This is a genomic window from Serratia sp. 506_PEND, from assembly GCF_001076875.1.
Taxonomy (GTDB): Bacteria; Pseudomonadota; Gammaproteobacteria; order Enterobacterales; family Enterobacteriaceae; genus Serratia; species Serratia marcescens.
Map to the genome: position 1 here is coordinate 62,235 of NZ_JVEL01000390.1, position 12,684 is coordinate 74,918.

Below are 12,684 nucleotides of genomic sequence, written 5' to 3' on the forward strand. Positions count from 1 at the left end.
ATCCTCATTGTTCGATTTTGGTAGCCATTGTCTTTTGAGGTAATCAATGAGTATGAAAGGTCAAGAAACCCGCGGGTTCCAGTCTGAAGTAAAACAGCTGCTTCATTTGATGATCCATTCGCTGTACTCCAACAAAGAAATTTTCCTGCGCGAGCTGATTTCCAACGCCTCTGACGCCGCCGACAAGCTGCGCTTCCGCGCCCTGTCCGCGCCAGAGCTGTACGCCGGCGACGGCGAACTGCGCGTACGTTTGTCCTTCGATAAAGAGCAGCGCACCCTGACCATCGCCGACAACGGCATCGGCATGCGCCGCGAAGAAGTGATTGAAAACCTCGGCACCATCGCCAAGTCAGGCACCAAAGCGTTCCTGGAGTCCATCGGTTCCGATCAGGCGAAAGACAGCCAACTGATCGGTCAGTTCGGCGTCGGTTTCTATTCGGCGTTCATCGTGGCGGACAAAGTGACCGTGCGCACCCGCGCCGCCGGCGCCGCCGATGACGAAGGCGTGTTCTGGGAGTCCGCCGGCGAAGGCGACTACACCATCGCCGATATCACCAAAGAGACCCGCGGCACCGAAATCACCCTGCATCTGCGCGAAGGCGAAGATGAGTACCTCGACGCCTGGCGCCTGCGTTCGGTGATCGGCAAATATTCCGATCACATCGCCTTGCCGGTGGAGATCGAAAGCAAAAACGAAGAAGACGACACCGTCACCTGGGAGAAGATCAACAAGGCGCAGGCCCTGTGGACCCGCAGCAAGGCTGACGTGACCGACGAAGAGTACAAAGAGTTCTACAAACACATCGCCCACGACTTCACCGATCCGCTGAGCTGGAGCCACAACCGGGTGGAGGGCAAGCAGGAATACACCAGCCTGCTGTACATCCCGGCGCAGGCGCCGTGGGACATGTGGAACCGCGATCACAAGCACGGCCTGAAGCTGTATGTGCAGCGCGTGTTCATCATGGACGACGCCGAGCAGTTCATGCCGAACTACCTGCGCTTCGTGCGCGGCCTGATCGACTCCAACGATCTGCCGCTGAACGTATCGCGCGAGATCCTGCAAGACAGCCGTGTGACGCAAAACCTGCGCGGCGCGCTGACCAAGCGCGTGCTGCAGATGCTGGACAAGCTGGCCAAAGACGACGCCGAAGGCTACCAGAAATTCTGGCAGCAGTTCGGTCTGGTGCTGAAAGAGGGCCCGGCGGAAGACAACGGCAACCAGGAAGCGATCGCCAAATTGCTGCGCTTCGCGACCACCCACGGCGACAGCTCGGCGCAGACCGTATCGCTGGAAGAGTACGTCGGCCGGATGGCGGAAGGCCAGGAGAAGATTTACTACATCACCGCCGACAGCTACGCCGCGGCCAAGAGCAGCCCGCACCTGGAGCTGTTCCGCAAGAAAGGCATCGAAGTGCTGCTGCTGTCCGATCGCATCGACGAGTGGATGATGAGCTACCTGACCGAGTTCGACGGCAAGCCGTTCCAGTCGGTCAGCAAGGCGGATGAAGCGCTGGATAAACTGGCGGATGAAACCGAAGAGCAGAAGGCCGCCGAGAAGCAGTTGGAACCATTCATCGAACGTGTGAAAACCCTGCTGGGCGATCGCGTGAAGGATGTGCGCCTGACGCACCGCCTGACCGATACGCCGGCGATCGTCGTGACCGACGCCGACGAAATGAGCACCCAGATGGCCAAGCTGTTCGCCGCCGCCGGCCAGCAGGCGCCGGAAGTGAAGTACATTTTCGAGCTTAATCCGGAACATGCTCTGGTCAAACGCGCATCCGACGTGGGCGATAACGAACATTTTGCCGAATGGATCGACCTGTTATTGGATCAGGCGCTGTTGGCTGAACGCGGCACGTTGGAGGATCCGAACCTGTTCATCCGCCGCATGAATAAGTTGCTGTCCGCCTAAAGTTGAAGATATGCGCCCTTAACGGCACCGTTAGGGGCGCATTTTCGGTTTTTCCCCACCTTTTCTCGCCTTTTGTTCGTCGGTTTTTTTGCACATTCCGCAATCGATTTCCTTCGCGCGCCTTGAGCCTGCCCCCCCTGAAATGGTATCGTTGAGCGTTTTCGCAATTTTATAAAAACTACATAGCAAGGGGATTTACGCAATGCGTATCATTCTGCTGGGCGCTCCGGGCGCTGGTAAAGGTACTCAGGCTCAATTCATCATGGAGAAATACGGCATTCCGCAAATCTCCACCGGTGATATGTTGCGCGCAGCCGTGAAGGCCGGCAGTGAACTGGGCAAGCAGGCGAAAGAGATCATGGACGCCGGCAAGCTGGTGACCGATGAGCTGGTGATCGCGCTGGTCAAAGAGCGCATCGCTCAGGAAGATTGCCGCAAGGGCTTCCTGCTGGACGGTTTCCCACGCACCATTCCGCAGGCTGACGCGATGAAAGAAGCCGGCATCAACGTGGACTTCGTGCTGGAGTTCGACGTGCCGGACGAGCTGATCGTTGACCGCATCGTTGGCCGCCGCGTGCACGCGCCGTCCGGCCGCGTCTACCACGTGAAGTTCAATCCGCCGCAGGTGGAAGGCAAAGACGACGTGACCGGCGAAGAGCTGACCACGCGCAAGGACGATCAGGAAGAGACCGTGCGCAAGCGTCTGGTGGAATACCATCAGATGACCGCGCCGCTGATCTCTTACTACAGCAAAGAAGCGGCAGCGGGCAACACCCAATACCGCAAAATCGACGGCACCCGCAAGGTGGCCGAAGTGAGCGCAGAGCTGGCGACCATCCTCGGTTGATCGCAAGCGCATTGTGCATGACGCCGGGCCCGTGGCCCGGCGTTTTTTTTGCCGTTTTCCCGCCAAATTGTGATCGCGGCGGCTTGTTGCAACCGTGCCCGTTAATCGCCCACGCCAAATGGCGTATAACAAGCCTGCGTTTTCACCCTCAGCAGGGAGCCCGGCATGCTCAGACAAACCAATCTTCTGGCGGAAGCCACCGCGCGCCAGATCGTCCAGCGGGCGATGGGCATCATCAGCCATTCCGTCAACGTGATGGACAGCAACGGCGTGATCATCGCCTCCGGCAACCCGCAGCGCCTGTTCCAGCGCCATGAAGGCGCGGTGCTGGCGCTGGCGGAGAATCGGGTGGTGGAAATCGACCGCGCCACCGCCGAGCACCTGAAGGGCGTGCGGCCCGGCATCAACCTGCCGTTCAGCTTTCGTAACCAGCGGGTGGGGGTGATTGGCATTTCCGGCGAACCGGCCGAGGTGCGCGCCTACGCCGAGTTGGTCAAGATGGCGGCGGAGATGATGGTAGAGCAGGCGGCGCTGCTGGATCAGCACCAGTGGGAAAAGCGCTACCGGGAAGAGCTGGCGAACCAGCTGCTGCAGCCGCAGCCGAACACGGCGTCGCTGGAAGCGATGGCGGCGTATCTGGGATTGGATCTGCGCCAGACGCGCATCGTGTGGATCGTCGAACTGCAAGAGGCGCAGCCGCACCTGTTGCGCGAGCTGTTGGCGGAGCTGGAGGCCACCCAGCGCGACGCGTTGATCGCCATTACCGGCTTCAATGAAATGACCCTGTTGCGCCCGGCCTGCATGGCTCAGGGCGAATGGAGTTTGAAGCTGGAGCGCCAGCAGGCGCAGCGTTTGCAAAATCAGCTCAAACACCGCTTTCGGGTGCGGCTGATCGTCGGCGGTTTTTATGACGATCCGCAAAGCGCCTACCGTTCCAGCCTGACGGCGCGCGCCACCCAGGCAATGGCGCAGCGCCTGAAACTGCGTCACGCCACGCTGTTCTACCACGACTATCCGTTGCCGTCGCTGCTGTGCGATCTGGGAGAGGACTGGCGCGCGCAAGAGCTGGGGCGCCCCTGGCGGACGCTGGGCGAACAGGATGAAAAAGGCGTGCTGCGCAGTACGCTGCGCCACTATTTTTCGCAGAATTGTGATCAGACGCAGACCGCCGCGCAGCTGCATATTCACGTCAATACCCTGCGTTATCGCCTGCAGCGCATTGAAGCGATAACCGGCATGAAAATCAATCAATTAACTGACTCTCTGCGGTTGTTTATCGGCATGCTGATGCACGACTGAGTTGTGCCAACCCACAAATTCCGCGCCGTTCCCCCGGCGCTTTTTTGTTGTTTCCCCTCAGGTCAACGCCGGACGCGCGCGATATGTTGGCCTGCACATCAACCACGGAGAAAACAACAATGACAACCGTATCCACTCTGGGGGCGCTGGTGGCGTTAGCCGTCGCCATCGTCCTGATTCTACGCAAGGTGCCGCCGGCTTACGGCATGATCGCCGGCGCGCTGGCGGGCGGGCTGTGCGGCGGTGCCGACCTGGTGCAGACCGTGACGCTGATGATCGGCGGGGCGCAGGGCATCACCAACGCCGTGATGCGCATTTTGGCGGCGGGGGTATTGGCCGGGGTGCTGATCGAATCCGGCGCGGCGCACACCATCGCCGAAACCATCGTGCGCAAGGTGGGCGAAACCCGCGCGTTGCTGGCGCTGGCGGTGGCTACACTTATCCTGACGGCGGTGGGGGTGTTTATCGATGTGGCGGTGATCACCGTCGCGCCGATCGCGCTGTCGATCGCCCAGAAGGCCGGCATTTCACGCGCGGCGATCCTGCTGGCAATGATCGGCGGCGGCAAGGCCGGCAACGTGATGTCGCCTAACCCGAACACCATTGCGGCGGCGGACAACTTCCATGTGCCGCTCACTTCGGTGATGATGGCCGGCATCGTGCCGGGGCTGTGCGGCCTGGTGGTGGCCTATCTGCTGGCGCGTCGCCTGAGCGATAAAGGCAGCAGGGTGATGGCCGAAGAGCTGACTCAGCATGCCGAAGGAGCGCGGCCGGGTTTTGCTGCGGCGATCAGCGCGCCGCTGGTGGCGATCCTGCTGTTGTCGCTGCGGCCGATCGCCGGGATCGCCGTCGATCCGCTGATCGCGCTGCCGGTCGGCGGGTTGGCGGGCGCGCTGCTGATGGGGCGTATTCGTCAGTGCAATCAGTTTATGGTTTCCGGCCTGTCGCGCATGGCGCCGGTGGCGATCATGCTGCTCGGCACCGGCACATTGGCGGGCATCATCGCCAATTCGGCGCTGAAGGATGTCTTGATTAACGGCTTAACGCACACCGGGCTGCCGGCCTGGCTGCTGGCGCCGCTGTCCGGCGCGCTGATGTCGATGGCGACCGCCTCGACCACCGCCGGCACCGCCGTCGCCTCCGGGGTGTTCAGCTCCACGCTGCTGGAACTGGGGGTGAGCGGGTTGGCCGGCGCGGCGATGATCCACGCGGGCGCCACGGTGCTGGATCACCTGCCGCATGGCAGTTTCTTCCACGCCACCGGCGGCAGCGTCAATATGGCGGTGCACGAGCGGCTCAAGCTGCTGCCGTATGAAACGTTGGTGGGGTTCACCATCGCGGCAATCTCGGCGCTGATGTTTGGCGTATTTAACCTGGCGGGATAAGGAACAGTGATGAAAGCGCTGAAAAAAGTGGTTATTGCTCCGGATTCTTTCAAAGAGAGCCTGAGCGCGCTCGGCGTCGCCGACGCCATCGAACGGGGATTCCGTCAGATTTATCCGCAGGCGCACTACGTGAAGCTGCCGATGGCGGACGGCGGCGAAGGCACGGTGGAGTCGATGGTGGCGGCCACCGGCGGCGAGATCGTCCAGGTAACGGTCACCGGGCCGCTGGGGGAGCCGGTACAGGGATTCTATGGTCTGCTGGGCGACGGCGAAACCGCGGTGATTGAAATGGCCGCCGCCTCCGGACTGCATTTGGCGCCGCCCAACCGGCGCGATCCGCGCATCACCACCAGTTACGGCACCGGCGAACTGATGCTGGCGGCGCTGGAACGCGGCGTGAAGGCGATCATTCTCGGCATCGGCGGCAGCGCCACCAACGACGGCGGCGCCGGGATGATGCAGGCGCTGGGCGTTAAATTGCTGGATAAGGATGGTCGCCCGCTGCCGGTGGGCGGCGCGGCGCTGGCGCAGCTGGCGCACCTCGACCTCGCCGGGCTGGATGCGCGTTGGCAACGGGTGAGCGTGACCGCCGCCTGCGACGTCGATAACCCGCTGTGCGGCGAAAAGGGCGCGTCGGCGGTATTCGGGCCGCAGAAGGGGGCGACGCCGGAGATGGTGGCGCAGCTCGATGCGGCGCTGCATCACTACGGCGAGCTGCTGGAACGGGAAACCGGCCGCGCCGTGCTGGCCCAGCCAGGGGCGGGGGCGGCGGGCGGCATGGGGGCGGCGCTGCTCGGCATGCTCGACGCGCGCTTGCGGCCGGGCATCGAGATCGTCACTGAAACCCTGCGCCTGGATGAGGCGGTGCGCGATGCCGATCTGGTGATCACCGGCGAAGGGCGGCTGGACAGCCAGTCGATTCACGGCAAAACGCCGATCGGCGTGGCGCGGGTGGCCAAGCGTTACGGCGTGCCGGTGATCGCCATCGCCGGCAGCCTGACGCCGGATTATTCGGTGGTGCATCAACACGGCATCGATGCGGCGTTTTCGGTGCTCGATCGCATTGTGACGCTGGAAGAAGCGCTGGCGGGCGCCGATCGCAATCTGCAGGTGACGGCGCGCAACGTGGCGGCGGTATGGCAGCTGGCGCAAGGAAGAAGCCCACAGGCATAGCCTGTTGCTGTTATCGGTTTCGATGCAGGACTTTTCCGTTACAATAGCCGGCATTAATGGCTGCTGACATCCCGACCCAGAACGGAATGCCGGCCGGAAAGGAAATGAGGGGAACTGAGATGAAGCAAGAGAAACACGGCGTATTGCTGGTGAACCTGGGCACGCCAGATGCGCCGACCTCGTCGGCGGTCAAACGCTATCTGAAGGAATTCCTCAGTGACGATCGCGTGGTCGACACGGCGCCGCTGATCTGGTGGCCGATCCTCAACGGCGCGATCTTGCCGATCCGCTCGCCGCGCGTGGCGAAACTCTATCAGTCGGTGTGGATGGAAGAGGGTTCGCCGCTGCTGGTGTACAGCCGCCGCCAACAGCGGGCGCTGGCGGCGCGCATGCCGAATACGCCGGTGGAGCTGGGCATGAGCTACGGTTCGCCGAGCCTGGCGGAAGCCATCGACAAGCTGCTGGCGCAGGGCGTGACCAACCTGGTGGTGCTGCCGCTCTATCCGCAATATTCCTGTTCCACCAGCGCGGCGGTATGGGATGGCGTGGCGCGGGTGCTGAAAGGTTATCGCCGCTTGCCTTCTGTGGCCTTCATTCGCGATTACGCCGAACACCCGGCCTATATCGCCGCGCTGCAACAAAGCGTGGAGCGCTCGTTCGCCGAGCACGGCCAGCCGGACCGGCTGGTGCTGTCTTTCCACGGCATCCCCAAACGTTATGCGCGGCTGGGCGACGACTACCCGCAACGCTGCGAGGATACGCTGCGTGCGCTGAGCGCCACGCTGCCGCTGGCGCCGGAGCGAGTGATGATGACGTACCAATCGCGCTTCGGCCGCGAGCCTTGGCTGACGCCGTATACCGATGAGACCCTAAAAGGGTTGCCGGCGCAGGGCGTGAAGCACATTCAACTGATTTGCCCCGGCTTCTCGGCAGACTGCCTGGAAACGCTGGAAGAGATCAAAGAGCAGAACCGCGAGATCTTCCTTAAGGCCGGCGGCGAGAAATTTGAATACATCTCTGCGTTGAACGACGAGCCGGCGCATATTGACATGATGCAGCAACTGGTGGCGCAGCGTCTGTAATCATCCATAATCTGTCTATTAGATGCATCGTGATCGGGCGGGGATGTGTTAACATTCTCCGCTTGTTAAACCGCCACCACCACCAATCACATGAAATTTCCTGGTAAACGCAAGTCCAAACACTATTTCCCGGTGAGCGCCCGCGATCCGCTTCTGCAGCAGGCCCAGCCCGAAAGTGAAATCAGCACCTCGTATATTGTCGGCATCGACCAGACGCTGGTGGATATCGAGGCAAAAGTGGACGATGCTTTTGTCCAGCGTTACGGCCTGAGCCTGGGCCACTCTCTGGTGATCGAAGACGACGTCGCCGAGGCGCTGTATCAGGAACTGAATGAAAACAACCTGGTCACCCATCAGTTCGCCGGCGGCACCATCGGCAATACCATGCACAACTATTCGGTGCTGGCGGACGATCGTTCGGTACTGCTCGGCGTGATGTGCAGCAACGTGAAAATCGGCAGCTACGCCTACCGTTATCTGTGCAATACCTCCAGCCGCACCGATCTTAACTATTTGCAGGGTGTTGATGGCGCCATCGGCCGCTGTTTCACGCTGATCGGCGAAAGCGGCGAGCGCACCTTCGCCATCAACCCTGGCCAGATGAACCAGCTGCGCCCGGAAAGCATTCCTGAAGAGGTGATCGCCGGCGCGTCGGCGCTGGTGCTGAGCTCTTATCTGGTGCGCTGCAAGGAAGGGGAGCCGATAAAGGACGCGACCCTGCAGGCGATCGAGTACGCCAAAAAACACGATGTGCCGGTGGTGCTGACGCTGGGCACCAAGTACGTGATCGCCGACAACCCGCAGTGGTGGCGCGACTTCCTGAAGGAAAATGTGACGATTCTGGCGATGAACGAAGACGAAGCGCTGGAGCTGACCGGGCTGAGCGATCCGTTGACCGCGTCGGACATGGCGCTGGAGTGGGTGGATCTGGTGCTGTGCACCGCCGGACCGAATGGCCTGTATATGGCGGGCTACACCGAAGAAGCCAATAAGCGCCAGACCCAGCACCCGCTGTTGCCGGGGCATATCGCCGAGTTCAACCGCTACGAGTTCAGCCGCGCCATGCGCCGCGAGCACTGTGAAAATCCGCTGCGCGTTTATTCGCACATCGCGCCGTATATGGGCGGGCCGGAGAAGATCATGAACACCAACGGCGCCGGCGACGGCGCGCTGTCGGCGTTGCTGCACGATATCGCCGCCAACGGTTATCACCGCCACAACGTGCCGAACTCGAGCAAGCACGTGCGCAGTTACCTGACCTACTCCTCCCTGGCGCAGGTGTGCAAATACGCCAACCGCGTCAGCTACCAGGTGTTGAACCAGCATTCGCCGCGTCTCACTCGCGGCCTGCCGGAGCGCGAAGACAGCCTGGAAGAGTCCTATTGGGAGCGTTAACCCGCTGAAAAAGAAAAGGTCCGGCATGCCGGACCTTTTTTTATGCGCGGTGCCTCAGATCGGGCAGCCGCCCATTTTTTCTTCTTCGCTCAGGGTGTCCAGCTGCAGGATGTTCAGCATGCTGTTGGCGATCTCCCGTTCGCCCATCACCACCTGATTGGCGCCGCGATCGGTGATGTAGGCCACCTCATCGTCGTAGTGGGCGCGGGCGATGATCTCGATGTTCGGCCGCTTGGCGCGCGCCGAGGCGACGATCTCGCCGGCCTCATAGCCGTTGGGGATGGTCAGCAGCAGCCAGCGTGCGCAGTCGAGCCGCGCCAGATCCATCACTTCCGGATTGGCGGCGTTGCCCAGCACCGTCTTGATACCCTGTTCGCGCAGCGCTTCCACCCGCGGGCGGGAATTCTCGATCACCACCAGCGGAATGCCCGCCTCGGCCAGTTTGCCGCCCAGCAGGCTGCCGACGCGGCCGTAGCCGACCACCAGCGCGTGATTGCACATATCCACCGGGATCTGTTTCTCTTCTTCCACCGCCTCTTCGAGGATCTGCTCTTCGATGGTTTCGGTTTTGGCCAGATAGCGTTCCAGCAGGGTGAACAACAGCGGGTTGAGCATGATGGACAGGATGGCGCCGGCCAGCACCAGATTGCGGCCGTGCTCCGACATCATGCCGAGCGCGATGCCGAGGCCCGCCAGAATAAAGGCGAACTCGCCGATCTGCGCCAGGCTGGCGGAAATGGTCAGCGCGGTGCGCTTGGAGTGACCGAACATTTTCACCAGCAGGAACGCGGCGGCGGATTTGCCGAACACGATGATCGCCAGCGTCGCCAGCACCGCCAGCGGTTCGTTAATCACGATCATCGGATCGAACAGCATGCCGACCGAGACGAAGAACAGCACCGCGAACGCATCGCGCAGCGGCAGGGTGTCGTGCGCCGCGCGGTGGCTCAGTTCGGACTCGTTCAGCACCATGCCGGCAAAGAAGGCGCCCAGCGCGAAGGAGACGTCGAACAGCTTCACCGCGCCGTAGGCGATGCCGAGCGCCAGCGCCAATACCGCCAGGGTGAACAGCTCGCGCGAGCCGGTGCTGGCGGTTTTCGACAGGATCCATGGCACCAGGCGGCGGCCGACCACGATCATCAGCGCGATGAAGGCGATGACTTTACCGATGGTCAGTGCCAGCTCCATCAGCAGCTGGCTGCTGCTGGCGTTGTCGTTGCCCAGCATATTGCCGAAGGCCGGCAGCAATACCAGCGTCAGCACCATCGCCAAATCTTCGACGATCAGCCAGCCGATGGCGATTTGCCCGCGCTGGCTGTCGATCAGTTGCCGTTCCTCCAGGGCGCGCAGCAGCACCACGGTGCTGGCGGTGGAGAGGCAGAGGCCGAACACCAGACCGGAGATCAGATCCCAGCCGAGCAGCTTGGACAGCCCCATGCCGAGCAGGGTAGCGACGGCTATCTGCGCCACGGCGCCGGGAATGGCGATAGATTTTACTGCGAGGAGGTCTTTCAAAGAGAAGTGCAGGCCAACACCGAACATCAACAGGATAACGCCGATTTCCGCCAGTTCCGGCGCCAGTGAGGTGTCGGCGACGAAACCGGGGGTGAACGGGCCGGCGAGCACCCCTGCGGCCAGATACCCCACCAGAGGGGAGATGCGCAGGCGGTTCGCCAGCATGCCGAGGAGGAAGGCGAGTACTAACCCTCCGACGATGGTGGTGATGAGCGGTGTTGAATTATGCATCCATACTCCTTCTGGCTATGCATCGCGGCACGGGAGAATCGCAACAAAGTTACGAAAAGATACATTTAGTTTATTGCATTTGTTCGCGGCTTGCTTGGCTAATTTGGCCTTTTCTGTAAAAAAACAGAGGATCTCACTTAAGGCGCGGCAATGAGGGGGTTTTGGACCAGATAAACCAAATAACATTGATTTATCCGTAGGATAACCCGGATGAATAAATAATTTCATCCGGGCGGTTCGCGGGGTTATTGCGGTTTATGCTCCATATTGGGCAGTAATGCGGTGATAATGCCGATCAGCGGTAGGAAAGCACAGATTTGGTAGACCAGTTCGATACTGGTCAAATCGGCGACATAACCAAGAACTGCCGCACCTAACCCGCCCATACCGAAAGCAAAACCGAAGAATAAGCCGGAAACCATGCCCACTTTACCGGGGATCAGCTCCTGAGCGTAGACCAGAATGGCGGAGAACGCCGAGGCGAGAATAACCCCGATGATCACCGTTAAAATGCCGGTCCAATAGAGGGATGCATAGGGTAAAACAAGGGTAAACGGCGCAGCCCCGAGAATAGAGCCCCAAATCACGTATTTACGTCCTATCTTGTCGCCAAGAGGCCCGCCGATAATGGTGCCAGCCGCTACCGCGAACAAGAAAGCGAACAGGTGAATTTGGGCATTCTGCACCGAAACGCCGAACTTATGTATCAGATAAAAGGTGTAATAGCTGCTGATGCTGGCCAGATAGAAGTATTTGGAGAAAATCAGCACCAGCAGGATGCCCAGCGAGTAGGCGACGGTACGTTTTGGCAGCGGTTTCAGCAGCGACGGGCTTTTCGGCTGCCCTTTAGTTGCCCGATGCTGATGTTGATACCACTTGCTGACCTGCAGCAACACCACGATCGCCAGCAGCGCCGCCAGCGAGAACCAGGCGACGTTGCCCTTGCCGTAAGGCGCGATGATCAGCGCCGCCAGCAGCGGGCCGAGCGAGCTGCCGAAGTTGCCGCCGACCTGGAACAGCGACTGCGCCAGGCCGTGCCGCCCGCCGGAGGCCATGCGCGCCACGCGCGAGGATTCCGGGTGGAAGACCGATGAGCCGGTGCCCACCAGCGCCGCCGCCAGCAGCACCAGCGGGAAGGTGCTCGCCACCGACAGCAGCAGCAGGCCGGACAGGGTAAAGCCCATGCCGATCGGCAGCGAGTAAGGCTGCGGGTGTTTATCGGTGTAATACCCGATCAATGGTTGCAGCAGCGAGGCCGTTAGCTGATAGGTCAGGGTAATCATGCCGATCTGCACGAAGCTGAGGTGGAAATCGGCTTGCAGGATCGGGTAAATCGCCAGGATCAGCGACTGGATCATATCGTTGAGCAGGTGAGACACGCTGATGGCGCCAAGGATGGAGAAGGCGGTTCCCTTCACCGCACTGCCCTTGGCGGGCGGCATCGCGCTTTGGCTACTGTCGGTCATATTATTATTAGCCTGATAAGTTGTTGAGCACAGAGATGACATCTTAGGCAGGACGTTCAATTTTTACCATATCTGAAATAATCAGACTCACATCGCAAAAATTTGAAATCAGCTGTCATTAATTCGCGCTACAATTTCGGCCTCATCATAAAAGCCATTTAATACACGGAGATCCGCCATGCGTTTTTCGCTGAAAACCACCGCATGCGCGTTGGCCGTTTCCCTGACGTTGCTGTCGGGGGCCGCCAGTGCCTGGGAAAAGGATAAGACCTACGCCATTACCATTCTGCACACCAACGATCATCACGGTCACTTCTGGCAGAACGATCACGGTGAATATGGCCTGGGCGCGCAGAAAACGCTGGTGGACGGC

The 12,684-nt window shown here is 60.8% G+C and carries 9 protein-coding genes and 1 pseudogene; 8 read left to right on the top strand and 2 right to left on the bottom strand.

Features of this window, described 5'->3' with window-relative positions:
* The first annotated feature begins 52 nt into the window (after positions 1–52).
* From htpG to ADK28_RS13925, 7 genes are all read left to right on the top strand, one after another.
* Positions 53–1,918, top strand: coding sequence for a molecular chaperone HtpG (gene htpG, locus ADK28_RS13895; protein ID WP_016928833.1), 1,866 nt, complete (start codon positions 53–55; stop codon positions 1,916–1,918).
* 202 nt (positions 1,919–2,120) lie between these two features.
* Positions 2,121–2,765: an adenylate kinase gene (gene adk, locus ADK28_RS13900; protein WP_004940261.1), complete on the top strand. Its 645-nt coding sequence runs from the start codon at positions 2,121–2,123 to the stop codon at positions 2,763–2,765.
* Positions 2,766–2,930: 165 nt separating this feature from the next.
* Positions 2,931–4,064 carry a sugar diacid recognition domain-containing protein gene (locus ADK28_RS13905; RefSeq protein ID WP_016928832.1) on the top strand — a complete coding sequence of 378 codons (1,134 nt, stop codon included), beginning with the start codon at positions 2,931–2,933 and terminating at the stop codon, positions 4,062–4,064.
* Positions 4,065–4,183: 119 nt separating this feature from the next.
* On the top strand, positions 4,184–5,449 hold the full coding sequence (locus ADK28_RS13910) for a GntP family permease (RefSeq protein ID WP_033641131.1): 1,266 nt from the start codon (positions 4,184–4,186) through the stop codon (positions 5,447–5,449).
* A 9-nt stretch (positions 5,450–5,458) separates the two neighbouring features.
* A complete protein-coding gene (locus tag ADK28_RS13915; RefSeq protein WP_016928830.1) occupies positions 5,459–6,622 on the top strand; it encodes a glycerate kinase in 1,164 nt (387 codons plus the stop codon).
* A gap of 119 nt (positions 6,623–6,741) precedes the next feature.
* Positions 6,742–7,704 (top strand): ferrochelatase, encoded by a 963-nt coding sequence (gene hemH, locus ADK28_RS13920; RefSeq protein WP_004940253.1) that lies wholly within the window; start codon positions 6,742–6,744, stop codon positions 7,702–7,704.
* Positions 7,705–7,794: 90 nt separating this feature from the next.
* Positions 7,795–9,099: an inosine/guanosine kinase gene (locus ADK28_RS13925; protein ID WP_004940249.1), complete on the top strand. Its 1,305-nt coding sequence runs from the start codon at positions 7,795–7,797 to the stop codon at positions 9,097–9,099.
* 54 nt (positions 9,100–9,153) lie between these two features.
* Here the strand turns inward: ADK28_RS13925 and ybaL are convergent, their stop codons facing one another.
* Positions 9,154–10,845, bottom strand: a complete 1,692-nt coding sequence (ybaL, locus tag ADK28_RS13930) for a YbaL family putative K(+) efflux transporter (protein ID WP_004940247.1) — start codon at positions 10,843–10,845, stop codon at positions 9,154–9,156.
* 245 nt (positions 10,846–11,090) lie between these two features.
* Positions 11,091–12,311: an MFS transporter gene (locus ADK28_RS13935; protein ID WP_048795904.1), complete on the bottom strand. Its 1,221-nt coding sequence runs from the start codon at positions 12,309–12,311 to the stop codon at positions 11,091–11,093.
* A 178-nt stretch (positions 12,312–12,489) separates the two neighbouring features.
* Between ADK28_RS13935 and ushA the strand changes: the two are divergent.
* Positions 12,490–12,684, top strand: a pseudogene (gene ushA / locus ADK28_RS33010) (bifunctional UDP-sugar hydrolase/5'-nucleotidase); the annotation flags it as partial.